The following is a 26,813-nucleotide window of genomic DNA, read 5'->3' on the forward strand; positions in this document are numbered from 1 at the left end:
TCCGATTTCAGATGTATTTTGACATTATGTTTGTAACCGGCGAAATGGCAACGCGATAGAGCACGCGGAACGCAACAGAATCCGGGTTCCGCCATGTTCCGCCATCCGCCCCTCGCGCTTGTAATGCTCCTTTTGAGCTTCCCTCAGATCGTCGAGACCATCTACAGCCCCGCCCTGCCGCTGATCGCTTCGGCCTATCGCGCCACGCCCGAAGAGGCCGCGCAGACCCTGTCCTTGTGGTTCGTCGCCTTCGCCCTCGGCGTGGTCGGCTGGGGACGGCTCTGCGACCTCATCGGCCGCCGTCCCGCATTGCTTGCAGGCCTTGCGCTTTATGCCCTCGGCGCGGGTTGGGCCCTGATCGCGACGGCGTTTCCGCACCTCCTGATCGCACGGCTCCTCTCGGCCTTCGGCGCGGCGGTCGGCTCGATCGTCACGCAGACCTCGCTGCGCGACAGCTACCGCGGCACCGAGCTCTCCCGCGTCTTCGCCCTGCTGGGCCTCGCCCTCGCGGTCAGCCCGGCCATCGGCATGCTCCTCGGGCAGGCGATCTCCTCCCATGCCGGTCACCGGGGCCTGTTCGCCGGGCTTGGCCTGCTTGCGATTGCCCTGTTCGCCCTGAGCCTTGCCTTCTGGCCCGAAACGCGGCCTGCCGAAATTCCGCCGCAGCGGTTTCTGCCGACAGTGCGGGACATGTCGCGGGACGGCCAAATCTGGCGCAATGCGGTGTTGATCGCGGCCTTCAACCTCGCCATCTTCGGATATTATCAGCTCGGCCCCTTCCTGTTCGAGCGCCTGGAAAACCGCTGGCTGGAATTCGGGCAAAGCGGCCTTGTGCTGGCGGCGGCCTCGCTGCTGGGCGCATATGCGAATTCACGTCTGCTGCGGCGCGGCAAAAGCCCCGGACAGATCGTCGGATATGGTGTCCTTCTGCTGACACTCGGTGCGCTTCTGGTGACCCTGCTGGCATCCGGCCCGGCCTTCCTGATCGGGACGGCCATCGTCGCCCTGGCCTATGCCATTGCAATCCCGAACATCCTTGCAGAGGCCTTGCGGAACTACGCCGACAGGCTCGGCACCGCGGGCGCGATCCTGAGCCTGCTCTACTACACGCTCCTCGGGCTGGGCCTCGCAATCGCCGGCTGGGGGCAGAGGCTGGATCTTCTCCTCCTCGCCTGCGCCATGCTTGCGGCGCTTGCCATCCGGCGGCCTTCCGGGGCGGACAGATGATCTCCGGGCAAGCAGGCGCCAGCGAGCCGGGTGGCGCGCAGGCTCTCGCAGCGCACCGTCTCGGCGGCGCTGCCCTCCCGCCGGAAAGCCCCCTTCGCTGGTCGACAGGGCTGCGAGGCGCAAGGATCGCGCGGTGGGGGGCATCGCAGCCGCGCTCGCGTCAGGGGGCCAGGCTTCCGATCCGAGCGCATCCGGTTTGGAAGAGCGGGCAGGACAGGGCTGCAAGGCGCCGATCCATGCCCGCGACGGCACCGGACTCTCGCCGGAGAATTCGGATCTCACGGCAGTGCTGCAGGACAGATGCCCTCCGGACGGAAGGCGCGCAATCGCCCCCTCGCGCGGGGGCCCGGATCGCGGCCCGGTCCGGCACCGAGGGCCGTCCCACGGGTCGCACAGAGGGCCGCATGCTTGCGGGACAGTCGGACATATCTTTTCTGCGGAGGGCCGAGGCGACCGGGGCCGATTGATGCAGGGCCGAAATCGGAGCGGGAGGGGCTGATCGCCATTCGAGGGATGTTGCGAAGCCCCCGGGCCGAAGGCCAGCCGATATCCCCCGATCCCACGGGCAACCTTGCGCCATGCCGGACCTTCGGAAGAGGGCTCGGCAGGCCGGTGCAACGCCTGCTGCGCCCGAACCGACGGGAGCCCCGGATCGTCTTCAGCGAGGACGATTCGAATCTTCCCCGGATTGGTGCTATATCGCCGTCACAAAGCCCATCCTGCGGATCAGCCCTGAAAGGAGCCATCCATCGACGCTCATATGCTCACCGCCCTGATCCTGACCCCGTTCGTGCTGGCTTTCCTCTATGCCGGCTTCCACGAATACCTCCGGTTCAAATCGGACGGCCGTGCCACCTATGGCCTGGTGTTCGATGAAGAGACGGGGACATCCTACGTGACCGGAATCGGCCAGGAAGACGAGGCTTTCGATCCGGAAGAGTTCAACCCCGATGACTACAACGACCCGACGCCCACCGGGGAGGCGGAGGACGGCAGGCCCTGAGCCTTGCCCTCCGCAGGCATTCTGAAACCCGTGATTTGCTGCAGTCTGGCGCGTCCAGCCGCCCCGATCCTCCGGGCGGGACGCGCGCGTTCGTGGCGCCGTCCAGCTGGAAGATACCGCATCAGGCAAGCAGACACCCGGATCGACGCCGTCATTCGGATGCCGATCATTTCTGCGAAAGGTAGAGACCGGAATGCCGCCTCTTTCCAAAGGCCCTCTCCCTGGAGTTTTCATTGCCTTGGCGCGCAGGACGCCAGGGGAAGGCCCGGCGCAACGAAACAGATTTCCCCGGCTGATCGGCGCTGACAGTGAAACCGCAACGGACCCCGGAGGCGATCGCCCGAACGGCGGTCCTGCAGATGCGCGGGAACCCGGATGCGGCCGGCCCCCGGCATCCACGGGGTGTCGGAGTGCCGGGAGATCCGGCGTTCCAATGATGACCGAAAGGGTCGTCGCGGATGGCCCATCCTGCCCGGATCGAGCGCGCCGCCGAGACGGCTACGGGCAGAGCCCATCCGGCCCGAAGGACGCTCCCGGCACCCGACCGCCCGGGGATGTCGACCGCCCCCGGGACGACGGCCCCCGCCGGCCGCGATAGGGGCAACAAGGGCAGATGCCCCCTGCTCCGGTGCTGCGCCGAAGAGGCCGCGACCGACGCCCGCTCGACCACCTCGACCGCTGACATGCCCACGCGGCCGACGCCTGTTGCTGGCCCTGCCCGCCCGCGCCACCGGCCTGCCCGCCGGAAGGCAAGGCTTGCTTCAGATCGCGGATGCCGTCCGTGGGGCAGCACACGGCCTGCAGCTTCGCAGTCCGGCGCCAGAGCCTCCTCGCCCATTCTGCCGGGACCAATGGGACATGGCCGATCCTCTGGCCTTGACGCCCACGCCATGCCTCCGGGGCCACGCGACGCGTTCTGCAAAGTCCGGGCCGTCAAGCCGGACAGATCCAGCGTCGATCAGGCCCCACGGCTTCCGAAACCGAACGGCCTCTCTTGCTCCATGCCTTCGCCCGCCATCGGGTTCGAAAGCCTCCTTCGGCGAGGATCAGGTCACAGGGGCGATCCGCCATGTCACGGGCCGACGGGCGCGTCGCCGCGATCGGCCGCTATGTCAACGAGGAAGCCGCCGCCGCTGGACGGCATCCGAAGGCCCTGGCCAGATAGGGCCCGGTCACCGACAGGCTGTCCGAGATCAGCCCGGCGGGGGCGCCCTGATAGATGATGCGACCTCCGCGCCGCCCCGCACCGGGGCCCATCTCGATGACATGGTCCGCAGCCGCGATCATGTCGAGATTATGCTCGACGACGATCAGCGTCATTCCCCGCTCGGTGAGGGTCCTGAACAGCTTTATCAGACGCTCGACATCGGCCATGTGAAGACCCGAGGTCGGCTCGTCGATGACGTAGATACGGCCAGCGCGCCCAAGTTCGGCGGCCAGTTTCAGCCTCTGCCGCTCGCCGCCCGACAAGGTCGACAGGCGCTGCCCGATCTGCATATAGGCCAGCCCCACCTGCTCCAGCCGCGCGAGCGCCTCCGTGATCGCCCGGTGACTGCGAAACAGGGCCCGGGCTTGCGGGGCGCGCAGCCCCATGACCCGGTCGATGGAATGTCCCGCGACCCGAATGGACCGGGCTTCAACGCCATAGCCCGAGCCGACGCAGGCCTCGCATGGCGCCTCGACCGCATCGAGAAAGGCCAGATCGGTCCTGACCGTCCCGCGCCCCTTGCAGACGGGACAGCCACCGGCCGCGTTGGTGCTGAACAGCCCGACGGGCTTTCCGCTCGACCGGGCGAATTCCCGACGGATATCGTCCATGATGCCGAGATAGCTGGCAGGCGTGGAGCGGGACGAGCCGCGAAGCTCGGCCTGGTCGATGACGACGACATCGGCACGGCATCCCGGCAATATGCGACTGGCAAGCGTGGATTTCCCGGACCCCGCAACCCCCGCGATCACCGTCATCACGCCCAGGGGAATATCGACGGAAAGATCCTGCAGGTTGAACATCGACCGGTTGCGCAGGCCGATCCAGCCGGTTGGCCTGCGGGGCGTCGGATTGAGGTCATGAGACTTGCGCAAGCCGCAGCCGGTCGGGGTCTCCGCCTGCCGCAGGCCGGCCACCGTCCCCTGATAGACGATGGTTCCGCCGGATGTCCCGGCGCCGGGGCCCATATCGACCACGTGATCGGCGATGGCGATCAGATCGGGGTCATGCTCGACCAGCAGGACGCTGTTGCCCTTTTCCCGAAGGCGAAGCAGCAACTGGCCGAGATGATGCACGTCCCGGGCGTGAAGCCCGACGCTCGGCTCGTCAAGGATATAGGCGATATCCGAAAGGCTGCTGCCGAGATGGCGGATCATCCTGATCCGCTGCGACTCTCCGCCCGAGAGCCCGGACGTGCCGCGATCCAGACTGAGATAGTCGAGACCGATCTCGATCATGCTCTCGAGCTTCTCGGTCAGCGCGGACAAAACCGGACGCATTTCCGGCACATCGATCCCGCGAATGAACTCCAGCAGATCGCTGGCCTCCATCGCCGCGCAATCCGCGATATTGCGCCCCGCGATCCGGCAGGACAGCACGTCCGGATTGAGACGGCCGCCGCCGCAGGCCTCGCAGGGCCCGCTGAGGGTGATGCGGCTCAGGGCGTCGCGCTCGGCCTCTGACAGATCCGCCTCGTCGCGGTCGAGGAACGAACGCCGGAGGCGCGGCAGAACGCCCTCGTAAACCGTGCTTTTCGGCCAGCCCGGCTTCGGATCGGTGACCGGCGTGCCCTCCTCGACGGTCAGGCGCCTCCATTCCGCCTCGCCATAGGCGGAAAGCGGCTTCGAGGTATCGAAGAAGCCGGACAGGGCATAGCGTTTCCAGCGCCACGCCCCCGGTTCGAACCCCGGGAACAGGATCGCGCCCTCGTCCAGCGTGCGATCGCGGTCGAACAAGGCGGCCTGATCGATCCTGCGCACCGTTCCCAGCCCCTGACATCGCGGGCACATCCCGTCGGGGTTATTGAAGGAAAACAGGCTGGATTCCCCCACATGCGGCGTGCCGATGCGGGAAAAGAGCAGCCGCAGCAGGGCATATATCTCGGTTGCGGTCCCGACCGTGGATCGACGGTTCCCGCCCAGACGATGCTGATCGACAATGATCGAGGCGGGCAGGTTCTCTAGCCGATCCGCATCCGGCTGGACATGATGCGGAAGCCGGTTGCGCACGAAGCTCGGATAGGTCTCGGCCAGCTGGCGCTGGGATTCAGCGGCGATGGTGTCGAACAGAAGCGAGGATTTCCCCGAACCGGAAACGCCGGTGAAGACCACGATCCGGCCCTTGGGGATGTCGACCGAGACATTCCGGAGATTGTTCGTGCGTGCGCGCAGGATGCGCATCGGCCTGTCAGTCATCCGCGCAGACCTCTGCCTGCAACCCGCTGACCGCCTTGCGGCAGAGCTCGGCGAAGATCGCCTGTTCCCCCTGCGTCATCACCGAGGCCACCCGCTGCGCGGCGTCATGCCGCTGCAGGGCCGCGCGGTCCATGAAGGCCCTGCCCTCTGCGCTGAGCATGGTCGCCTGGACACGCCGGTCCTCATCATCCGGGACCTGATCCACGAGCCCCAGATCCTTGAGCACCCGCAATGCCTTCGAAAGCTGCGGACGCGCGACACCAAGCCGGTCGCTGAGGACCGACGGGCGCAGGGCCCCCTCGATGCGCAGGACATCCAGAACGTCATACTGGGCCCAGGTCACCGTCTCGGGTGTGAACCGATTGCGTCGGGCAACCAGCTCGCACTGCAACAAGGACAGCGCGCTTTCGAGAGGATCGATATTATTGGTTTCCATATGGAAATCATATTCCTGCAAAAAGCGCCCGTCAACGCCATTGCACGGCCCGGATGATGCCCTTTTCGACATCACCCTTGCAGCGAACGCCCCGGGCCTGCGCTGCGCGCCCGGGCTTTTGGAAGAAGGATGCGAAGCCCCTGCCCGAGAGGCGGACAACGCAGGCGCGCCCGGACCGGACGGGCCGAGGCCCGACCGCCTGTCGCCGGGGCCGGCAGCAGGGACGCCTAGGCCCGATCCGCGGCGAGTTCCTCAACGAGGATCGCCGCGATCTCGCGGCAATCGGCGGACGAAAAGGTCAGCGGCAGCCGCAGATCGATCAGCCCGGCCAGCACCCGGTCGGTCCGGGGCAAAGGCTCGGGCGCGGCATAGCCCCAATGGACATAGCGCGAGGTGAAGCCCTGCGGCTGCTCGGCGCCGAACCATTTCAGTTCGATCCCGCGCGCGGCGGCGCGGGTCAGGAAGGCCGCGATGCGCCCGGGCGGCCAGCCGGGCAGCCGGAACTGGAAGGACGAGCCGACGAAACGCTCGCAGGCGGGCCGCGCGATCAGCGCGATCCCCGGCGTGGCGCGAAGCCCCGCCTCGAGCGCGCGGTAAAGCGCCTCCCAGCGCGCGACACGGTCCGGCAGCCCGGCCAGTTGCGGCCGCAGGATCGCGGCACGCAGCGCATCCATCCGCCCCGAGACATTCGGCACTTCGGCCAGGAGCCCCTCGAAATGCTCGGGCGCCGGGGCTGCGCGGTGGCGCGGATACATCATGTAGGACCCCGAGAGCAGCACCGCCCGGGCCATCAATCCGGGATCGTCCGAGATCAGCAAGCCCCCCTCGCCCGAATTGAGATGCTTGTAGGTCTGGGTCGAATAGCAGGCCATCGCGCCATGCCGCCCCGACGGCACCCCGTTCCAGGCGGCCCCCATCGTATGGGCGCAATCCTCGATCACCGCGACCCCCGCGCCGTCGCAGATCGCCATCAGCCGGTCCATGTCGCAGATATGGCCGCGCATATGCGACAGCAGCAGCACCCGCGCCCCGGTCTCGGCGATCCGGGCCTCGAGATGGCCCAGATCGATCACCAGATCGGGCGTGACCTCGACCAGCACCGGCCGCGCGCCGAGGCTGGCAATCGCGCCCGGCACCGGCGCCAGCGTAAAGGCATTGGTCAGGACCGGCTCGCCGGGGCCGACCTGCAGGGCGCGAAGCGCGGTGGCCAGAGCATAGCCGCCCGAGGCCACAGCCAGCGCGAAGCGCGCCCCGGTGAAGGCCGCGAACTCCTCTTCGAGCAGCGCCACCTCGCCCGCCTCGTCCCCGGCAAGATTGTAGCGATGCAGCCGCCCGTGCCGGAGCACCGCGACCGCCGCCTCGATCGCCGCCTCGGAGAGCGGCTCCTGCTGGGTGAAGCTGCGGGAAAAGCGCGGCGCCATGGCTCAGGCCGCGGGCAGAAGCTTCGCGACGAGGCCGTCGAGCTCGGCATAATCGGCCATCAGGGCATCGGGTTCCAGCCCGGGCATCTCGTCCGCCGCCGGACCGAAGCTGACCAGCACGCAGGGCACGCCCGCGGCGCGCGCGGTTGCGCGGTCGGTGAAGGTATCGCCGACCAGAAGCGAGCAGCCGACCTGCCCGCCCGCCTGCTCGACCGCCAGCGCATAAGGCGCCGGGTCGGGCTTGCGCACCGGCAGCGTATCGGCACCTACCAGCGAGGCAAACAGCCCGCGCACGCCAAGCCGGGTCATCAGCTCTTCAGCCAGCGCCGTGGGCTTGTTGGTGCAGATCCCGACCCCGATGCCCGCCTCGCGCAGTCGCTCGACCGCCTCGACGGCACCGGGATAAAGCCGGGTATGGCGGTCGAGCCCGGCCGCGTAATGATCGAAGAACAACGGATACTGTTCGGCCACCGGCGCGTCTTCGCCGATCAGCCCCAGCCGTTCGAAGCCGAGCTGAAGCATCGCCCGGCCGCCCAGGAAGGCGGTCGTCGCATCGGCCTCGGCATCGAGCAAAGCGCCCTGCCCCAGCGCCTCGAAGCAGGCATTGGCCGCGTCGATCAGATCGCGGCTGGTATCGGCCAGCGTTCCGTCCAGATCGAAGATCACCGTCCTCATGCGTGCCTCTCTTTCCCGTCCGTGCCTCTGTAACAGAGCGAAATGCCAAGTGAACCGGCCGCCGGTTGCGAACCGCAGGAACCGCGATAAAAGGGGGACGAGAAAAAGGAAAGAGCAGATACCCCCATGCCCACCGCCCTGATCCTCCTGGCCGCCGGCCAGGGCAGCCGGATGATGTCCGACCGTGCCAAGGTGCTGCACGAGGTCGCCGGAGCGCCGCTTCTGGCCCATGCGATGGCGGCCGGCCGCGCGCTCGACCCGGCCCTGACCGTCGTCGTGACCGGACATCAGGCCGAGGCGGTGCGCGTCGCGGCACTCGACATCGACCCCGAGGTCGCCGTCGTCGAGCAGACCGAGCAGCTTGGCACCGGCCATGCCGTGGCCCAGGCCCGCCCCGCGCTGGACGGGTTTTCGGGCGACGCGATCGTGCTTTACGGCGACACCCCCTTCATCCGGCCAGAGACGCTCGAGGCGATGATGGCGGCGCGCGCCGATCATGCGGTGGTGGTGCTGGGCTTTCATGCCGCCGACCCCAAGCGCTACGGGCGGCTGGTGATGGCCGGCGAGACGCTCGACCGGATCGTCGAATACAAGGACGCGACCGAGGCCGAACGCGCCCTGACCCTGTGCAATTCGGGCGTGATCGCGGCCGATTGCGCGACCCTGTTCGAGCTGATCGGCGCGCTGTCGAACGACAATGCGGCGGGCGAATACTACCTGACCGACGTGGTCGGGCTGGCCCGCGCGCGCGGGCTGTCGGCCGGTGTCGTGATCTGCGACGAGGCCGAGACGCTGGGCGTCAATTCGCGCGCCGACCTGGCCGCGGCCGAGGCGGCCTTCCAGGCCCGCGCCCGCGCCGAGGCGCTGGAGAACGGCGTGACGCTGACAGCGCCCGAAACCGTCTTCTTCGCCTTCGACACCGTGATCGGCCGCGACGCGGTGATCGAGCCCGATGTCATCTTCGGCCCCGATGTCACCGTCGAATCCGGTGCCCGGATCCGGGCCTTCTCGCATCTCGAAGGCTGTCATGTCAGCCGCGGCGCCGTGGTCGGGCCCTTCGCCCGCCTGCGCCCCGGCGCGGAACTTGCCGAGGATGTGAGGGTCGGCAATTTCGTCGAGATCAAGAATGCGCAGGTGGCCGAGGGCGCCAAGGTCAACCACCTGACCTATATCGGCGACGCCACCATCGGCGAGCAGGCCAATATCGGCGCGGGCACCGTCACCTGCAATTACGACGGCGTCTTCAAGCACCGCACCGAGATCGGCGCCCATGCCTTCATCGGCTCGGACACGATGCTGGTGGCGCCGGTGCGGATCGGCGCCCATGCCATGACCGCCTCGGGCTCTGTCATCACCTCGGACGTGCCCGAGAACGCGCTGGCACTCGGCCGCGCGCGCCAGCAAGTCAAGCCGGGGCTCGCGCGGCGGCTGATGGACCGCCTTCGGGCCGAAAAAGCAAAACGATAGGGACAGAAGGCGGGATATCCCGCCTCATACGGAGCAAATCGCATGTGCGGAATCGTCGGCGTTCTGGGAGATCACGAGGCCGCGCCGCTGCTGGTGGCGGCACTGGGGCGGCTCGAATACCGGGGCTATGACAGCGCCGGGATCGCCACCGTCAATGCCGGGCGGCTCGACCGCCGCCGGGCGGTGGGGAAGCTTGTCAACCTCTCGGACCTTCTGGTCCACGAGCCCCTGCCCGGCAAGGCCGGGATCGGCCATACCCGCTGGGCCACCCATGGCGCGCCCACCCTCGCCAATGCCCATCCCCAGCGCGCGGGCCGGGTCGCGGTGGTCCATAACGGCATCATCGAGAATTTCCGCGCGCTCCGTGACGAGCTCGGCGCCCGCGGCATCGGCTTCGAAAGCGATACCGATACCGAGACGGTGGCGCATCTGGCCCAGACCTATCTCGACGAGGGGCTCACGCCGCGCGAGGCCGCGGCCCGCGCCATCGACCGGCTGGAAGGCGCCTTCGCGCTCTTGTTCCTGTTCGAGGGCGAGGACGATCTGATGATCGCCGCCCGCAAGGGCTCGCCGCTGGCGGTGGGTCATGGCGAAGGTGAGATGTTCGTGGGCTCGGATGCCATCGCGCTGGCCCCGCTGACCAACCGGATCACCTATCTCGAAGAGGGCGACCGCGCCGTCGTCACCCGCGCGGGCGTCGAGATCTTCGACGCCACGGGCGATCTGGTCCCGCGCGAGATCCGCACCATCGAGATCGACGCCACCCGGGTCGAGAAGGGCGGCTACAAGCATTTCATGGCCAAGGAGATCGCCGAGCAGCCCGCGGTGCTGGGCGATGCGCTGCGCCATTATCTGGGCGAGGAGGGCACCGAGATCGCCCTGCCCGGCGGCGGCATCGACTTCTCGGGGATCACCCGGATCACCATGGTCGCCTGCGGCACCGCCTATCTGGCCTGCCTCACCGCCAAGTACTGGGTCGAGCGGCTGGCCGGGCTGCCGGTCGATGTAGATGTGGCCTCGGAATTCCGCTACCGCGAGCCGCCCATTCCCGAGGGCACGCTGGCGATCTTCGTCAGCCAGTCGGGCGAAACCGCCGACACGCTGGCCGCGCTGCGCTACTGCAAGAACCGGGCCGACCGGATCGTTTCGGTGGTGAATGTCGCCGAAAGCTCGATCGCGCGCGAAAGCGACCTGGCGCTGCCGATCCTTGCGGGCGCCGAAATCGGCGTCGCCTCGACCAAGGCCTTCACCTGCCAGCTGGCCGTGCTGGCGCTGCTGGCGCTCGAGGCCGCGCGGCAGCGCGGGCGGCTCGCCCCGGCGGATCTGGCCCTGCATCTCGCCGCGCTGAGGGCGATGCCGGGGAGGTTCAACGCGGCACTTGCGCTGCACGAGCCGATCCGGCGTCTGGCCGCGCGCCTGGCCGAAGCCACCGACGTGCTGTTCCTCGGCCGTGGCGCGATGTACCCGCTGGCGCTGGAAGGCGCGCTGAAGCTGAAGGAAATCAGCTATATCCATGCCGAGGGCTATGCCAGTGGCGAACTCAAGCACGGCCCGATCGCGCTTGTCGAGAAGACCGTGCCGGTGATCGTGATGGCGCCCTATGACCGGCTGTTCGACAAGACCGTCTCGAACATGCAGGAGGTGATGGCGCGTGGCGGCCCGGTTCTGCTGATCACCGATGCCCGCGGCGCGGCCGAAGCCGGGAGCGGCGTCTGGGAAACGCTGGTCCTGCCCGAGGCGCCCGATCTCTTCGCGCCGATGCTCTATGCGCTGCCGGTGCAGCTTCTGGCCTATCACACCGCCGTCGCCAAGGGCACCGATGTCGACCAGCCGCGCAATCTCGCGAAATCGGTGACCGTCGAATAGCCGCCGCTGCCCCTGCCCCGGCCCCGGCACCCGGCCTTCGGGATTGGCTGGCAAGGCCCGCGCCCTTGTCGGCCATTCCCTGTCCGGATGCGCCTTGCGAGACGACCCGGACGGCCCCGGAAAGCCCTCTGTCAGGGCCTCGGGCGAGCGTCCCGGTGAAGCGACGGCCGCGCCCGTTCCGGGGCGCGCGGACAGGCATCCGGTGCGGAACGCGGACCATCGCCGGCGGCGCGGGGCGCGGGAGATCCCACCCGCAGCCCGGCATCGCGGCGGGGCGGGCCCACCCCGGCGCGGCGCTCTCGAAGGCGGCGCCGTCGCGAGCCCGATTGCCCCCAGGGAGGCTGATCCGGCAGGGAAGCGCCCATGCCCATTCCGCCGACAGGCCAACCTCATCGCGGCATGGGCACGAGGCGCCGGGCAAGGCGGCGCGGTTCCGGCTCAGCCCGACAGCACCTTGCGGAACCGCACCAGCACCACGCTCAGCGCCAGCGCCGCCATCGCCGCCATCCACAAGAGCTCGCCCGCCACCTGCGCGACCCCCGCATCGCGATAGAGGACCGATTGCGCGAAGGCGACGAAATGCGGCGCGGGGCTGACCGCCCGGACCACCGCCTGCATCCAGACCGGCATGGATTCAAGCGGCGTCACCCCGCCCGACAGCAGCAGCATCACCACGATGACCGGGATCACCAGCAGCCCGAACTGGCCCATGTTGCGGGTGAAGGTGGCCAGCAACAGCCCGATGCTGCCGACGGCGACCACATAGACCGCCGCCCCCAGCGCATAGAGCCCGAGCGAATTGGTCAGCGGCACGCCAAGCCCCCAGTGGATCACCGTCACCAGGCTCGCGACCGAGGCCAGCAGGATGACGAGCCCCGAGGCCAGGATCTTCGACAGCACGATCTCGTGCGGGCGGACCGGCATCACCAGCACATGTTCGATGGTGCCCTGCTCGCGCTCGCGGATCATCGCCGCCCCCGACAGGATCAGGGTCAGGATGGTGACGTTGTTCATCAGCTGCATCACCGAGGTGAACCAGGTCGCGGTCAGGTTCGGATTGAAGCGGTTGCGGAACACCACATCGACCGGGGCCGTCCCGTCCCCGCCCGGATCGGCATAGTCCTGCAGCTCGGCCGCCAGCAACTGCTGCAGGAAGGCCGCGCCGTTGCCGGCCTGGGCCATGGCGGTGGCATCGACCAGCAGCATCAGCTTCGGGGCATGGCCCGACAGCAGGTCGCGCTCGAAATCGGGCGGGATCGAGAGCACCAGGACATAGCGCCCCTTCAGCTGGGCCCGGGCCGCCGCCTCGGGCGACAGCACCGGCGCCTCGCTGAACAGCGGCGGCCGGATCGCGTCGGTCAGCCGGTGCGACAGCGGGCTGCGGTCCTCGTCGACCACCGCGACCGCCAGATCGCGGATCTCGGTCGAGGCCGCATTGGCGACCATCCAGGTCGCGACGGTGAAGACATAGAGGATCAGCACCACCATCACCCGGTCGCGGCGGATCGCGCTCAGCTCCTTCAGCGTCAGGCGCAGCGTGTTGAGCAGGCTTCGCATCGGCTCAGGCCTCCTGTTTCCGCAGCCCGAGGATCGCGAGGGTCAGATAGATCAGGCAGAACCCCGCCAGCACGGCGGCATTCGGCGCCACATCGGCCCAGCCGAAGCCCTTGAGGAAGGTGCCGCTGGTCACCGCCTGATACCAGGCGCTGGGAAAGCCCTGCCCGACAAGCCGCCCGGGCATATCGAGCGAGGCGACCGGCAGGATCAGCCCCGAGAAGTTCACCGCCGGGATGATCGACAGCACCGCCGTCGCGAAGACCGCCGCGACCTGGCTGCGGGTGAAGGACGAGACCAGCTGGCCGAACCCCGTTGTCGCGAAGACATAGAGGAAGGACAGCCCGGCCAGCGCCGCCAGGCTGCCGGTGAAGGGCACGCCGAAAACCGTGCGTCCGATCGCATAGAGCATCCAGAAGCTCGCCCAGGCGATCGCCAGATAGGGAAGCTGCTTGCCCAGCAGGAATTCGAACCGGGTGACCGGGGTGGAGCGGAAATTGGCGATGGTGCCGGTCTCCTTCTCGCGCACCACGCTGATCGCCGACATGATCGCCGGGATCAGCATCAGGATCACCATCATCATCGAGGGCACCATGGCATGCGCGCTCTTGAAGGACTGGTTGAACAGGAAGCGGCTCTCGATGCCGACCTTGGCTGCCTGGCCCTCCGCGCGGCGGGTGGCATAATCCGACATCAGCCCCAGCGCATAGCTGCGCGCGGTCTCGGCCCGGAACGGCATCGCCCCGTCGATCCAGAGCGAGACCTCGGGCACATCGCCGCGCCTGAGATCGCGGCCATAGCCGTCTGGGATTTCCAGCGCGACCGTCAGGTCGCCACGCACCATCCGGTCGCCCAGATCGGACGTACCGCCCAGCGGCGCGGTTTCGGCGAATTGCCGGATCGAGGTGAACTGCTCGACCAGCTCGCGGCTTTCCGGGCTGTGATCCTGATCGCGGACGGCAAAGCTCAGCCGGTCGACATCGAAGGAAATGCCGTAGCCCATCGTCAGCAGCAGGATCGCGGGACCCGCCAGGGCGAAGAAGACCCGGATCGGGTCGCGCATCAGCTCGAGCGTCTCGCGCCAGCAATAGGCCCAGAGCCGGGTCATGCCGCCAAAGCGCGGCACGGTTTGCGCCTGCGACGCCGCAACCGGGACCGCCGTGGCGGCCGGGGCGGCCTGACCGGGCGCCAGTTCGGCCTCGAGGCAGGAAATGAAGGCCTCTTCCAGCGAGGCTGCGCCGCGCCGGGCGACGATCTCGGCGGGGGTGCCGACATCGAGCACCCGGCCCGCATGCATCAGCGAGATCCGGTCGCAGCGCTCGGCCTCGTTCATGAAATGGGTCGAGATGAAGATCGTGACGCCCTTGTCGCGCGACAAGGACAGAAGCGTGCGCCAGAAGGCGTCGCGCGCCACCGGATCGACGCCCGAGGTCGGCTCGTCGAGGATCAGCACCTGCGGCGCATGCAGCGTGGCCACCGCCAGCTGCAGGCGCTGGCGCTGGCCCAGCGGCAGATCCCAGGGCAGGCGGTCGGCCAGCGCGCCGAGCTCGAACTCGGCCAGAACCTCGTCGACACGGGGACCGCGCCGTTCTTTCGGCAGATGGTAGAGATCGGCATGCAGCTCGAGGTTCTGGCGCACCGTCAGCTCGGAATACAGCGAGAACCCCTGCGACATGTAGCCGATCCGCATCCGGCTTTCGATATCGGAGGCGCGCAGTTTCCGGCCGAACAGCTCGGCCTCGCCCTCGCTCGGATCGAGCAGCCCGGTCAGCATCTTCATCGTGGTCGACTTGCCGCAGCCATTCGAGCCGAGAAAGCCGAAGATCTCGCCCTCGGGAATGGTGAAACTGACATCGTCGACGGCCGTGAAATCGCCGAAGCGCCGGGTCAGGTGGCGGGCCGCGATGGCGACACGTCCGCTGCCCTGCCCAAGCGGGCGCGCCACCAGCGGCGGCGCCCCGGACCGGTCCGGCAGCAGTTGCACGAAGGCCTCTTCCAGCGTGGCAGCCCCCGCCCGCGCCTTCAGCTCGGCCGGGCTTCCCGAGGCCAGCACCCGGCCCGCATTCATCGCCGCAAGCCAGTCGAAACGGTCCGCCTCTTCCATATAGGCGGTGGCGACCAGCACGCTCATGCCCGGCATCTCGGCCCGGATATGATCGATCAGCTCCCAGAACTGGCGCCGCGAAAGCGGGTCGACCCCGGTCGTCGGCTCGTCGAGAAGCAGCAGGTCGGGGTCGTGGATCAGCGCCGAACACAGGCCGAGTTTCTGCTTCATCCCCCCCGACAGCTTGCCCGCGGGCCGGTCCGGAAAGGGCGCAAGCCCGGTCGCCTCCAGCAGCATCCCGATCCGTCGCCCGCGTTCGGCCGCGCCCTGCCCGAAGAGCCGCCCGAAGAATTCAAGGTTCTCGCGTACCGAAAGCGTCGGATAGAGGTTTCGCCCCAGCCCTTGCGGCATATAGGCGATGCGGGGCGCAAGCGCGCGCCGGGCGGCCGGGTCCGACATGTCGCGGCCAAGCACGCGCAGCTGGCCCTCCTGCAGCCGCCGGACGCCCGCGACCAGCCCCAGCAGCGTCGACTTGCCGACACCGTCAGGGCCGATCAGCCCGGTCATGCAGCCGGCCGGCACGGCAAGACCGATGTCCGAAAGCGCCGCCTTGCCGCCATAGCGGTGGGTCAGCCCGACGATCTCGGCGGCGATGCCACCCGCCTCGGGAGAATGCTCCGGAACCGGTGCCATGACCTAGTCCGGAAGCTGGACCTGAAGATCGGCCGGCCAGGGCGTCGCGGGCGCGGTGCGCACGAAGCCACGGCCACGGACGCCGGTCTTGACCTGATCCTCGAAGCGCTCGAGCAGGTTGCGCGGGATCGTCAGCTTGACGCGGAAGACCAGATCCTCGCGCTCGGCCATGGTCTCGACGCTCTTCGGGGTGAACTGGCTTTCGGGCGAGATGAAGGTCACCCGCGCCGGCACCACATATTGCGGGATCGGATCGAGGATCAGCCGGGCCTCGTCATTGGCCGAGATCAGCCCCACCGTCGTCGCGGGCAGATAGATGTTCATGTAGACATCGGTCAGGTCGAGCAGGGTGACGACCGGCGTGCCCGCCGCCAACACCTCGCCGGGCTCGTGCAGCCGGTACAGCACCCGTCCGCGGATCGGCGCCCGGATCGTCAGATCGTCAAGCGCGATTTCCAGCCGATCGACCTCGGCCGAACTCGAGGCCATCAGCGCCTCGGCATCGCTGACCTGGGCCCGGGCCATCGCCAGCGAGGCCTCGGCCGAGGTGAAGGCATTTCTGGCATCGTCATAGGCGCTGTCGCTGGCATGGCCATCGGCATGCAGCCGCTCGACCCGCGCACGATTGGTCCGCGCCACGTCCAGCGCGCTTTGCGCCTGCATCACGCTGGCCTCGGCCAGCTCGCGGGCGGCCTTGGCGCGCAGAACCGCCGCCCGCGCGCCCAGAAGCTGCGCCCGGGTATCGCGATCGTCGATCCGGGCGATCACCGCCCCCGCCTCGACCGTCGCGCCCTCCGCGACCTCGACCGCCGCGACGCGGCCGGCATATTTGGTGGCGACATCGACGCTCTGGGCCTCCAGCCGCCCGTTCGAACTGGCAATGCCGCGGGGCTCGGCCGGGCCCACAAGCCTGTGCCACAGCCCCGCGAACCCGCCATCGGCATGGGCCGGGACCGGGGCCGCGACGACGGCCAGGCTCAGCGCAAGAAGCGCGGACTCGAACAGGGCGCGGCGCGGCCCGCGCGGGGAAAGGCTGTCGGAAAGGTCGGGAAAGATCTGTCTGTCGCTCATCGGGATCACCTTCGCGCGGCCTCGGCCCGTCTGCCCCGTCGGCATTGACCAGCACACGGGGAGCACGAGCGGCAGCGGCCGTCTCTCGCTCATCGGGGTTGTGTCGCATGCGGGACAGACAGGGGCAAGCTCGGCGCCACGTCACCTTAGGGGATCGGCCGGCCCCGGGCGCGCCAGCACCGCCCGCCACAGCCCAGCACAGCCCGGCCGCGATGCGGATCTCAGGAGATATCGACCGGCTTCAGCGGCAGTTCGTCGCGGCGCGGCACCGTCTGGCGCTCGATCATGCGGCGCACCCTTGGCCTGCCCGCCCCGCGATGCAGGGCCAGCAGCCTGTCGCTGACCTCGGCATCCGCCATGGTGCGGCGTTCCTGATGGCGCAGATATTCGGCCCAGGTCGCGACATGGTAGCTCTCGGCCCAGACCGTCGGACGCTCGAGATCGCGCAGGAGCACCCATTGCCGCGCGCCGTCGCGGATCCGGATCCGGCGCCGTTCGGTCATCGCGGCAAGGAAGGCGTCGACGTCGCCCGGCGCGATGTCATATTCGACCGTGACCGCGATCGGCCCCGACCGCGCCCGGAGATCGACACCGAGCCGGGGCTCGACGAAGCGGTTCAGCGGCGCCAGATCGTCATTGCCGAAATTTGGCAGCGGCAGCCTCAGCCCGACCACCGCCCCGAAGACCAGCACCGCAGCGGCCGCCCAGAGCGCCTCGGCCAGTCCCGCCCCCGCCGCGACCTGCCCCCAGAGAAAGCTGCCCGCCGCCATGCCGCCGAAGGTGCAGGTCTGGTAAAGCGCCAGCGCCCGGCCCACCACCCAGCGCGGGGTCGAGAGCTGCACCGAGACATTGAACAGCGACAGGGACAGCACCCAGGACGCCCCCGCGGGCAGAAGCAGCAGCCCCGAGATCCAGAGTTCCTGCGAGAAGGCCAGCCCGGTCAGCGCCGCCGCAAAGCCCAGGAAGCCGCCGCGCACGATGGCCTCGTTCGCGAAGCGCTCGCGCAGGCGCGCGCTGGCAATCGCGCCGCCGATGGCGCCGGTCCCGAAACAGCCCAGAAGGACGCCGTAGCCGAAGGCCCCCTCCCCCAGCAGCTCATGCGCGACGATGGGCAGCAATGCCAGCAAGGCGACCGCGGCAAGCCCGAACAGGAAGCCGCGGAACAGCACCCGCAGCAGCACCGGCGACATCGAGACATAGCGCAGCCCGGCCGAGATCGCCGGGCCCAGCGCCTCGCGCGGCAAGCGGCGCTCGGGCAGCGCCGGGCGCCACAGGAACAGCGACAGCCAGAGCGGCAGGTAGCTCAGCGCATTGACCGCGAAGGCCGCCGCCGCCCCTCCCGCCGCCACGATCAGCCCGCCCACCGCCGGACCGACGCTGCGCATCAGGTTGAAGCCCATGCTGTTCAGCGCGACCGCGGCCGGCAGGTCCGAGCGCGGCACGATATCGCCGACCGAAGCCTGCCAGGACGGGTTGTAAAGCGCCCTGCCGAGGCCGATCAGGAAGGTGAAGGCCAGCAGCAGCCAGGGCGTCAGCGCACCCTGGAAGGCCGCCGCCGCCAGCACCGCCGAGACCGCCAGCATGAAGATCTGTGCCGTCAGCATGATGCGGCGCCGGTCGAAACTGTCGGCCAGCGCCCCCGCGATCAGCGAAAACAGCATGATCGGCAGCGTGTTCGAGGCCTGGACCAGCGCCACCATGACCGGCGAATGGGTCAGCTCGGTCATCATCCAGCCCGCGCCCACGGTCTGCACCAGCCCGCCGAAATTCGAGATGTTCGAGGCAAGCCAGAGGTTGCGGTAGGTGGCCTTGCGGAACGGGGCGAGAGCGGAGGGGCGGTCGGGCACGGATGGGGCTGTCACGGGCGGGGCTTTCACGGGCGGGGCGTTCGGAACCGGGGGGTTCCTGATGGGTAGGGCGCAGCTGCTATCCCGGCAAGGGCAGACGGCGTTTTTCAGCCCCCCTCAAGGCATCTCCCGGCCGTTTCGGCCCCCGCCCGCCTCATTCCGGCCCGCGCCGGGGGTCAGGCGCGGTCCATCAAGGGCGGTCCATCAAGGGCGGTCCATCAAGGGCAAGTGATCAGGGCTGGGCGATCGGGGCTGGACCGGTCTCATTTGGTCAAGGGCGGGCGGGCCGCGAACCAGTCGGCCAGGGCCGCGCGCTCATCCCCGGTCAGCCGCGCGGCGATCTCGGTCATCGGAGCCAGAACCTCGGGCGCGGCCGTCTCGGCGAAATAGTCCAGACGTCCCTCGATATAGCGCGCGCGCTGGCCGTCGAGGCGCGGGATCAGCCCGACCGCGGCGGTGGGCCGGGCGCCGTGACAGGAGAGACAGGATGGCAGCCCCCGCGCCGGATCGCCCTCCTCGGCCAGCGTCCCGGCCTCGGCCAGTTCGAAATCGGGGCGCTGCGCGCGCTCGGGATCCAGCCCCGATTGCGCCACCGGCGCGGCGCCAAGCACCGCCGACAGCCGCCCGATCTGATCCGAGGTCATCTCGTGGGCCGCCTGCTGCATCGTTCCGACCGGCCGCCGCCCGGCATCGAACAGCGCCATCTGATGGTCGAGATAGGCCGCGGATTGCAGCGTCAGGTTGGGCGAGAGATCGCGGTCGGCGCCAAGCGCGGGCCCCGGATCGTGGCAGGCCGAGCAATTTAGCAGCAGGTCCACGATCTCCTTGTCCGGACCCTCGGCAGGCGGGGCCGGCGGCCGGGCCGGGATCAGCGGATCGTCGACCGGAAGGCCGTCCAGATAGGCCGCAACGGCCGCGCGTTCCTGCTGGCTCAGCGCCCGGGCGATGGCGGGCATCGGGTTCCATCCCTCCGGGTCGGGGCCGTCTCCGGCGGCGAAACCGTCGAGACGGCGTTTCAGGAACCCCGCACCCTGCCCGGCCAGGCGCGGCACATCGAGCCCCGACGCCCCCGCATCGGCGCCATGGCAGGCGCCGCAGGCCGGCAGAGCCCGGGCGAAATCGCCCTGCCGCACCAGAACCGCGCCCAGCTCGGGATCGCCCCGATCCGCCGGCGCGCCGGCTGTGCGGTCGGGCAGATCGGCGTAATAGGCGGCCACCGCCTCGATCTGCGGCCCGGAAAGGCTGCTGGCCACCGTCGCCATCATCCCGCTTTCCCGCGTGCCGTCGGCATAGGCCCGCAACCGCGCGGCAATGGTGTCGGCATCGAGCAGAGAGAGGTTGGGCGCCTGCCCCCCGGTCGGCGCACCGGTGCCGTCGGTGCCGTGACAGGCCGCGCAATAGGCCACCGGCACGTCTTGAAGCCCGATCGGGCGCCAGCCGGTGGAGGGCACGGAATAGAGATATTCCTCGATCGGTCCCGCCGCATCTGCCGAATCCGCCGCGTCATGCAGCTTCAGCGGCCTCTGCGGCCCCCGACGGGTCCAGGCCATGGCCGGCGCATCCGTTCCCGCGACATCCGTCACCGTCGCCGCGCGATACGCCTCGGGCGTCATCTCCGGCAACTGCCGCAGGAAGGCGACGACCGCCCAGATCTCGTTGAAATTGCCGTCCGAGGGCCAGCTCGGCATCGCCGTGAACCGGACCCCGTCGCGCAGGATCACATAGAGTTCCGGGGCCGAGAAGCTGTCGACGACGGCGGGCAGGCTTTGCGGACGCGGCCGCATCGACAGAGCCACCGGGCTCTGCCCGAGGCCGGGACCGCCATGACAGGACGAACAGACCTGCCCGTAATGCCGGGCCCCGAGCGCGATCAGCCCCGGATCTTCCAGGTCCGGGACCGTGCCCGGCGCGGTGCCGAGCTCGCGCGCGCGGCGCGCAACCGAGGCGCGGAACGTGTCATGCAGCACCGCCGCCGTCACGGCGGTATGCGGCGGACGGGCCGAGACCGGGACCAGCCCGAAATACATCACCGTCGCCGCCGCGCCCATCCCCAGCACCAGCAATACCGCGCCGAAACCGATCAGAAGGCGGGGGCCGGTCGAGACAGGGCCTGTCGTGAAGGGGCTGCGCACGGAACTCTCTCCTCGCTGCGACCCTGTCGCCCGCAATGGCGGATGACCCGAGCCGGGGACTGGTCTCCTCGGAAACGCCCGAAACCCGCCTCAGTTCCGCGCCTCGGTTTCCGGCTTCGGTTCTCCGGCTCGGGTCTCGGGCTCAGTTCGCGACCGGCAGAAGCCGCCGGACCGCCTCGAGCTTTTCCAGGACCGCCGGTCTCAGGACGAAGGGGTTGAAACTGCCATGCCCCATCGCCTCGTTGACCGCGTTCAGCGCGACCGAAAGCGCAATCCAGCGCTCGGCCAGCCGCCCGACCGGCAGCGCGGCCAGGGCCGCGATCTCCAGCCCCTGCAGGCCGTCATCATGCAGAAGCTCATAGGCCAGCGCCGTCTCCATGCTGTCGAGGATGTTGAAAAGATGCGCCCAGGTATCGGCGAAATCCTCCCAGGGATGAGAGGTGGCATAGGCGGTGACATGGGTCGCCTCCCAGCCCGGCGGCGGGCCCTCGCGGTAATGCCGCTCCAGCGCCGCCCCGTAATCGGCCCGCTCGTCGCCGAAGATCGGGCGGAGCCGGTCGAGCGCGCCCGGATCGGAGGCCACCAGGACGTCCCAGTAGTGATGCGCCACCTCGTGGCGAAGATGGCCCGCGAGCGTGCGATAGGGCTCGCCCATCTCGGCGCGGATGCGCTCGCGCTCGGCATCGTCGGCCTCGGCGATGTTGAGCGTGATCGTGCCATGGGCATGGCCGGTGATCACCTTCGGCCCCGGCGCCGGGCCGATCGGATCGCCGCGCAGCTCGAAGACCGGGGCGGGTGCCCCGGCCGCGTCGCGAAGCGGCAGCCCCAGCGCATCGAGCATGCGGATCAGCGCCCGCTTGTCGCGCTCGATCCGGGCCCAGCGCCGGCCATTGCCCGGCACCGACAGATCCGGGATCACCGTGCTCTGCGCGCAGGACAGGCACAATCCGCCGGGCCCTGTCGCCGCCCAGTTGCAGCCGATGACCGCACGATTGGCGCAGGCGGATGTCCCGCCGGTGCCGAGCGGACCGAAGCCCCGCCCGGTCAGAAATGCCAGCCCGGTCCCGCAGCTCAGACAGGCGGTGTTGTGAAACCAGATCTCCGCCCCGCAGGACGGGCAATGATACCGCCGCATCGTCTCTCCTGTCGCCGATGCCCGCTGGAGGAGCCCCCGGGCCTACTCTGCCTCCTGCGCCGCGCCGTTGATGACCCGCACCGGCTGGGTGCGGCCATCCTTGGCCTCGGCGAAGGTGATGGTCTGATGCGGGAAGGGGATCTCGATATTGCGCTCGTCGAAGAGCCGCTTGAGAATGCCGTTATAGGCCCGCCCGATGCCCCATTGCTTGCCCGGCAGGGTCCGGATCCGCGCCCGGACGACCACGGCACTGTCGCCGAAGCTGTTCAGCCCGAACCATTCCAGCTCGCCCCGGATCGCGGCCCGCGCCTCGGGATCGCGTCCGAGCTCGGCGAAGGCATCTTCCATCGCTGTCTTCACCTCGTCGACATCCTCGCGATAGGCCACGCCCATGTCGCAGACGTAATACGAGAAATCGCGGGTCAGGTTCGAGACCATGTCGACCGAGGAGAACGGGATGATGTGATAGGTTCCGCTCACGTCGCGCAGGCTTACCGAGCGGATCGTGAGCTTCTCGACCGTGCCGGTGGTGCCGCCGAGGCTGACCACATCGCCGACATTCATGGCGTTCTCGAGCTGGATGAAGACGCCGGTGATGACATCCTGCACGAGCTTCTGCGCGCCGAAGCCGATGGCCAGCCCCAGCACCCCGGCCGAGGCCAGAAGCGGGCCGATATCGAGCCCGATCTCGGACAGGCAGAACATCGCCGCCAGCACCGCGATCACGATCGTCAGCGCATTGCGCAACAGCGACAGCAGCGTCGCCTCGCGCGGCGTCGCGCTCCGGCCGGACGCCGGGGCCAGCCGGTAATCGACCCAGGAGGTCATCGCGAGCCAGAGCCCGTAGGCCACCGCGAGGATGAGCAGGACCGCGCTCAGCGCCGCCGTCATCCGCAGCCCGAACTGGCTTTCCATCCAGGACCCGACCGCCAGAACCCCGAGCGTATCCAGCGCGAAAAGGGCCACCGCCAGCACGATCAGGTAACGCAGCGCCACCATGGCCAGCGGGATCACGCGGTTCAGACGCGGCTCGAGCAACGGCAGCCGGTCGCTGAGCCGCTCCGGAAGCTGCACGCCACGCGCCGCGGCCCGGGCCAGCGCGGCCGAGACGACCCCCGCCAGGAGCAGCGCCGCCAGAAGCCTGGCCGAGCCCGCCAGCGCCGCCAGCACCACGCCGGCGGGGCCGGTCAGGACGATCGCGGCGAGGACCGCCAGATAGGCCAGCGCCGCCCAGTGCCAGTTCTGCGCAAGGGCGAGCGCCAGCCGCCCATGACGGCGCGGCACACTGCCAGCCCCGGCGCCCGGGGCCGTACCGGGCTCGGACTGGGCATTGGTCTGGGCGTTGGTCTGGGCATTGGTCTGGGCGATTGTCTGGGTATCGGTCTGGGCTTCGGGCGGCGGCGCGGACCAGACCTCCGGGCTCTCTTCCGTTTCGGTGACAGAGGGAAGCGGCGGGGCCAGCCGGGTCAGCATCCAATGCGCGACCGGCCTGCGATAGAGGATCGCGAAGGCCCCGAGCGACAGCAGCGCCAGCACGGTGATCAGCACGCCCAGGCTTGCCGCGGCCAGCGTCGAGACGTCGCGCGCCACCACCGGCACCGCCAGCAGATGGCCATAGGCCAGAAGCCCCGCGATCGTCATGCCCAGCGCCACGGTCCGTTTCGCGCCCGCATCCGAGACCGGCAGGAGCCGCAAGGGCGGCGCCCCCGGCGCGAACAGGATGGCGAAGGCCAGACGCACCACCCCGACGACGAGGAAGGCATTGAGATAGAGCGACTGGGTCAACCCGACCGTGCCCGCGCTGCCGATAGCGGCCGCCGTAAGCGCATAGCCCGACGCCCAGGCCAGAAGCAGCGCGCCGAGATCGAGCAGCGCCGCGAGGCCCGCCGAGACCAGCCTGCGCAGCGGCCCCTGTCCGTCCGCCTTCCGCCCCAGCCTCCGGTGCAGCGGCCTGACGGCAAGGCGCAATGCGAATTGCACCAGAACCGTCGCCACGACAATCGCCAGCAGGTTGCGCATCGCGGCCACGAAGGCCTCGAGGGTCCCGCCATCCAGCCCGTCGAAGGCCTGCCCGGCCCGGCCGAGCGCGGCCCATCCGGCCGCGAGCCGCGCCGCGATATCCTCGACGGCGGCCGATGTGGCCTCGGCGACCTGGCGCCCGATGCCCGGCGCGGCCGCCCCGGATGGCGGTGCCGCAGCTTCCTCCTGATCCGGCGACCCGCGCCCGGCGGCCTGTTCCAGTTCGGCAATCAGCGCTTCGCGGGCGCTGTCATCCCGCAGGATGTCGATCAGCGCCCGGGCCTCTGCGCCGGGCGCCTCCGGCGTGGCGGGCGCGCCCTGTGCCAGGGCTGGCAGCGGTGACAGGAACAAGGCGGCAAGAAGAAGCGGAAGCAGGCGAAGCGGAGGCAGGCGGGGGAAAAATCGGTTCACGTATGTCCCTGTCAGTTCTGGATCGTCGGTTCTGGATCGGTATCGGTTCTGTATCGTTTGGCGGACTGGCCCGGTCTGAACTTGTCCTCAGCGCCCGTCCTCTTAGTCTGCCCGCAGGCGTCTGGATGGCCACCGCGCGTTCCTGCCGGGCCTCCTGTCCTGTCTTTTGTCGGGCCATGCAAAGCGCAGGCTTTGCGGGGATCAAACGCGCGGAGCGCTCGGATGTTGCGCGGATCACGGGAACGTGATGGCCGAACCCGCCCTTCCGGCCATGAGGGAACCGAACACCCCTCTTCAGGCATTGAGCCCCCATGCCCCAGCCAACCGACCGCGCCGGAAACCGCCCCGCCATCGCTTTCCCCAGTTCGGCCCAGCCACGCCCGCTCCAGCCACGCCCGCTCAGGCTTGCCATCGCGGGAATGGGTCCGCGCGGTCTTGGCGCGCTCGAGGCCCTGATCGCGGCACTGGCGGCCCGGCTGCCGCAGGAGCGCCATGCCGTCACGCTCGACATCTTCGAGCCCGGCCCCTGGCCCGGCGCCGGGCCCAATTTCGACCCGTGCCAAAGCCCGCTGATGCTTCTGAACATCCCGATCCGGGCAGTCCGGATCGCCCCGCCCGGCCCGGCACCGGCGCGGGTTTCCTCTTTCGAGAGCTGGCTGTCATCGCCGCCCGACAACGAACGCTTTCCCGCGCGGGCCGAACTTGGCGCCTATCTGGCGGCAAGGTTCCGGACGCTGGCGGCGACCCTGCCCGGGCAGGTCGCGCTCAGCCGGCACGAGACCGCGATCCTCGGGCTGGAGCGGAGCGGATCCGGCTGGTATCTCGAAAGCGAGGCCGGGCGCTTCGGCCCTTATGACGAGGTGCTGCTGGCGCCCGGCCAGCCCCGCAGCGCGCCCGACCCGCAGCTTGCACGCTGGCAGGGCCATGCCCGGCGGACGGCGGCGACGCTGTTGCCCGCCTATCCGGCCGACCGGCTGCTGAAGGTGGCCGAAGACTGGGCCGGCGCCTCGGTCGCGATCCGGGGGCTGGGGCTCTCGACCCTCGATGCGGTGCGGCTGCTGACGCTGGGGCTCGGCGGCCGGTTCGAGGACGGACGCTATCGGCCCTCGGGGCGCGAGCCCGCGCGGCTTCTGCCCTTCTCGCTGAACGGCCTGCCGCCCTGGCCCAAGCCTGCCAGCGCCGGGATCGACGCCCGTTTCGCGCCCCTGCCCCCGGAGAGCCGCGCCTTCGAAGCCGCACTGGACCGCGCGCTGGGCGCCGCGCCCGAGGCCGCGCTCGAGGCCATCTCGGCCGCACTCGAACCCGCTGCCCGCCGGGTGCTGGCTGCAACGGGCGGCGACACGGGCGGGGTCGCGGCATGGCTTGCGGCAGAACGCGCCTCCGCCGCCTCGCAAGAGACCCGCAACGCGACCGGGCTGCTGCGCGACGGGCTTGCCATGGCGCGGGGCAGCCTGCCGCCATCGGCGGGCTATGCCATCGGGCAGATCTGGCGGCACTGGCAGAACGCGCTGCGGCGGGGCGTCAATCCCGGCGCCACCAGCCCCGGGACGGTCGCGGCGCTGATCGGTTTCGACGAGGGGCTCAAGCGCTATTCCTACGGCCCGCCCGCCGAAACGGCCGAGGAGCTCCTGATCCTGATCGAGGCCGGGATCGTCGATCTGAGAACGGTCGACGACCCCGACATCCTGCTGACGCCCGAGGGCTGGCAACTGCTCGAGGAGGATGACAGCGCCCGGGTCCCGGTCATGGTTGACGCGGTGCTGCCCTCGCCCGCGCTCGAGCGGCTGGAAGAGCCCGTCCTGGCCGGCCTGCGCGATGCCGGACGGGTCGCGGCCATGAGCGAGGGCCTGGGCGTCAGCACCCGGCCCGACGCACAGGTCATCGACGCAAGCGGGCAGGTACAGGCCGGGCTGTGCCTGCTTGGCCGGGCCGCGCTCGGCAGCGTGATCGCGGTCGACTCGATCCATGACTGTTTTGGCGCCTCCGCCCATCGCTGGGCCGAGGGCGTTCTGGAGCGGGCCGCGCCCGGCGCTGCGCGCACCGCCGGTCCGGCCTGACGGCGGCCTGGCGGAGGCCAGGCGGTTGTCGCCGGGGGCAAGCGGCGGCCAGGGATGGGATCGGTCGCCGTCTCCACCTCGATGACGGAGACCCTGTTGAGCTTGTCCCGGAAAGGCCTGGGTGTCCCCCGGCTTTCGGCGAGCCCGAGCTCCTTCGGGCCGCTCACCGAGATGGGCCGGTCACCGAGATCGGAGACCGACCGCCGCATGGGGGGCGCTCCCCCGCGCCCGTCCCCGCGCAACAGCACCGAGGCTGTCCCCGTCAGAGGCGCAGGGAAACTGAATGCGGACAAGACGCCCTTCGCCGCGCTGTTCCAAGCCACGCACCGGTCCGGGTCTTTTGACGGATGCCG

General features: G+C 69.6%; 16 protein-coding genes. 5 read left to right on the forward strand and 11 right to left on the reverse strand.

Features of this window, described 5'->3' with window-relative positions; translation table 11 throughout:
* Positions 1 to 132: 132 nt before the first annotated feature.
* Together B5V46_RS12305 and B5V46_RS12310 are read left to right on the forward strand one after the other, a co-directional pair.
* Complete coding sequence (locus tag B5V46_RS12305; protein WP_196774243.1) at positions 133 to 1,227, forward strand: MFS transporter; 1,095 nt, start codon at positions 133 to 135, stop codon at positions 1,225 to 1,227.
* A gap of 760 nt (positions 1,228 to 1,987) precedes the next feature.
* Complete coding sequence (locus B5V46_RS12310) at positions 1,988 to 2,230, forward strand: hypothetical protein (RefSeq protein ID WP_231119109.1); 243 nt, start codon at positions 1,988 to 1,990, stop codon at positions 2,228 to 2,230.
* 1,107 nt (positions 2,231 to 3,337) lie between these two features.
* Here B5V46_RS12310 and B5V46_RS12315 read toward each other — a convergent pair.
* The 4 genes from B5V46_RS12315 to B5V46_RS12330 form a co-directional block, all read right to left on the reverse strand.
* A complete protein-coding gene (locus tag B5V46_RS12315) occupies positions 3,338 to 5,632 on the reverse strand; it encodes an excinuclease ABC subunit UvrA (RefSeq protein WP_080616874.1) in 2,295 nt (764 codons plus the stop codon).
* The gene (locus B5V46_RS12320; protein WP_080616875.1) at positions 5,625 to 6,068 is read right to left on the reverse strand and encodes a MarR family winged helix-turn-helix transcriptional regulator; all 444 of its coding nucleotides are present in this window, start codon (positions 6,066 to 6,068) and stop codon (positions 5,625 to 5,627) included. Before B5V46_RS12320 ends, B5V46_RS12315 begins: the two co-directional genes overlap by 8 nt.
* Positions 6,069 to 6,295: 227 nt before the next feature.
* Positions 6,296 to 7,489: a DegT/DnrJ/EryC1/StrS aminotransferase family protein gene (locus B5V46_RS12325; RefSeq protein ID WP_080616876.1), complete on the reverse strand. Its 1,194-nt coding sequence runs from the start codon at positions 7,487 to 7,489 to the stop codon at positions 6,296 to 6,298.
* 3 nt (positions 7,490 to 7,492) lie between these two features.
* On the reverse strand, positions 7,493 to 8,164 hold the full coding sequence (locus B5V46_RS12330) for an HAD-IA family hydrolase (protein WP_080616877.1): 672 nt from the start codon (positions 8,162 to 8,164) through the stop codon (positions 7,493 to 7,495).
* Between the two features lie 126 nt (positions 8,165 to 8,290).
* Between B5V46_RS12330 and glmU the strand changes: the two genes are divergently transcribed.
* Together glmU and glmS are read left to right on the forward strand one after the other, a co-directional pair.
* Positions 8,291 to 9,631, forward strand: a complete 1,341-nt coding sequence (gene glmU, locus B5V46_RS12335; RefSeq protein WP_080616878.1) for a bifunctional UDP-N-acetylglucosamine diphosphorylase/glucosamine-1-phosphate N-acetyltransferase GlmU — start codon at positions 8,291 to 8,293, stop codon at positions 9,629 to 9,631.
* A 42-nt stretch (positions 9,632 to 9,673) separates the two neighbouring features.
* The gene (gene glmS, locus B5V46_RS12340; RefSeq protein ID WP_080616879.1) at positions 9,674 to 11,497 is read left to right on the forward strand and encodes a glutamine--fructose-6-phosphate transaminase (isomerizing); all 1,824 of its coding nucleotides are present in this window, start codon (positions 9,674 to 9,676) and stop codon (positions 11,495 to 11,497) included.
* Between the two features lie 438 nt (positions 11,498 to 11,935).
* Here glmS and B5V46_RS12345 read toward each other — a convergent pair whose 3' ends face one another.
* The 7 genes from B5V46_RS12345 to B5V46_RS20735 form a co-directional block, all read right to left on the reverse strand.
* Positions 11,936 to 13,054, reverse strand: coding sequence for an ABC transporter permease (locus B5V46_RS12345; RefSeq protein ID WP_080616880.1), 1,119 nt, complete (start codon positions 13,052 to 13,054; stop codon positions 11,936 to 11,938).
* 4 nt (positions 13,055 to 13,058) lie between these two features.
* A complete protein-coding gene (rbbA, locus tag B5V46_RS12350; protein ID WP_080616881.1) occupies positions 13,059 to 15,788 on the reverse strand; it encodes a ribosome-associated ATPase/putative transporter RbbA in 2,730 nt (909 codons plus the stop codon).
* 3 nt (positions 15,789 to 15,791) lie between these two features.
* On the reverse strand, positions 15,792 to 16,859 hold the full coding sequence (locus tag B5V46_RS12355; RefSeq protein WP_080618048.1) for an HlyD family secretion protein: 1,068 nt from the start codon (positions 16,857 to 16,859) through the stop codon (positions 15,792 to 15,794).
* Between the two features lie 221 nt (positions 16,860 to 17,080).
* Positions 17,081 to 18,706, reverse strand: coding sequence for an MFS transporter (locus tag B5V46_RS12360; RefSeq protein ID WP_080616882.1), 1,626 nt, complete (start codon positions 18,704 to 18,706; stop codon positions 17,081 to 17,083).
* A gap of 263 nt (positions 18,707 to 18,969) precedes the next feature.
* Positions 18,970 to 20,838: a c-type cytochrome gene (locus B5V46_RS12365; protein ID WP_080616883.1), complete on the reverse strand. Its 1,869-nt coding sequence runs from the start codon at positions 20,836 to 20,838 to the stop codon at positions 18,970 to 18,972.
* A 142-nt stretch (positions 20,839 to 20,980) separates the two neighbouring features.
* The gene (locus B5V46_RS12370; protein WP_080616884.1) at positions 20,981 to 21,973 is read right to left on the reverse strand and encodes a putative zinc-binding metallopeptidase; all 993 of its coding nucleotides are present in this window, start codon (positions 21,971 to 21,973) and stop codon (positions 20,981 to 20,983) included.
* A 42-nt stretch (positions 21,974 to 22,015) separates the two neighbouring features.
* Positions 22,016 to 24,343 carry a mechanosensitive ion channel domain-containing protein gene (locus B5V46_RS20735; protein WP_304442520.1) on the reverse strand — a complete coding sequence of 776 codons (2,328 nt, stop codon included), beginning with the start codon at positions 24,341 to 24,343 and terminating at the stop codon, positions 22,016 to 22,018.
* Between the two features lie 371 nt (positions 24,344 to 24,714).
* Between B5V46_RS20735 and B5V46_RS12380 the strand changes: the two genes are divergently transcribed.
* The gene (locus tag B5V46_RS12380; RefSeq protein ID WP_080616885.1) at positions 24,715 to 26,460 is read left to right on the forward strand and encodes an FAD/NAD(P)-binding protein; all 1,746 of its coding nucleotides are present in this window, start codon (positions 24,715 to 24,717) and stop codon (positions 26,458 to 26,460) included.
* Positions 26,461 to 26,813 lie beyond the last annotated feature (353 nt).

Origin of the sequence: Rhodovulum sp. MB263, assembly GCF_002073975.1 — a bacterium.
Classification (GTDB): Bacteria; Pseudomonadota; Alphaproteobacteria; order Rhodobacterales; family Rhodobacteraceae; genus Rhodovulum.

Bases quoted from the DNA above. Each gene is read 5' to 3' on its own strand.
- B5V46_RS12310 (WP_231119109.1), top strand. From the start codon at position 1,988: ATGCTCACCGCCCTGATCCTGACCCCGTTCGTGCTGGCTTTCCTCTAT.
- B5V46_RS12315 (WP_080616874.1), bottom strand. From the start codon at position 5,632: ATGACTGACAGGCCGATGCGCATCCTGCGCGCACGCACGAACAATCTC.
- B5V46_RS12320 (WP_080616875.1), bottom strand. From the start codon at position 6,068: ATGGAAACCAATAATATCGATCCTCTCGAAAGCGCGCTGTCCTTGTTG.
- B5V46_RS12325 (WP_080616876.1), bottom strand. From the start codon at position 7,489: ATGGCGCCGCGCTTTTCCCGCAGCTTCACCCAGCAGGAGCCGCTCTCC.
- B5V46_RS12330 (WP_080616877.1), bottom strand. From the start codon at position 8,164: ATGAGGACGGTGATCTTCGATCTGGACGGAACGCTGGCCGATACCAGC.
- glmU (WP_080616878.1), top strand. From the start codon at position 8,291: ATGCCCACCGCCCTGATCCTCCTGGCCGCCGGCCAGGGCAGCCGGATG.
- glmS (WP_080616879.1), top strand. From the start codon at position 9,674: ATGTGCGGAATCGTCGGCGTTCTGGGAGATCACGAGGCCGCGCCGCTG.
- B5V46_RS12345 (WP_080616880.1), bottom strand. From the start codon at position 13,054: ATGCGAAGCCTGCTCAACACGCTGCGCCTGACGCTGAAGGAGCTGAGC.
- rbbA (WP_080616881.1), bottom strand. From the start codon at position 15,788: ATGGCACCGGTTCCGGAGCATTCTCCCGAGGCGGGTGGCATCGCCGCC.
- B5V46_RS12355 (WP_080618048.1), bottom strand. From the start codon at position 16,859: ATGAGCGACAGACAGATCTTTCCCGACCTTTCCGACAGCCTTTCCCCG.
- B5V46_RS12370 (WP_080616884.1), bottom strand. From the start codon at position 21,973: ATGCGGCGGTATCATTGCCCGTCCTGCGGGGCGGAGATCTGGTTTCAC.
- B5V46_RS12380 (WP_080616885.1), top strand. From the start codon at position 24,715: ATGCCCCAGCCAACCGACCGCGCCGGAAACCGCCCCGCCATCGCTTTC.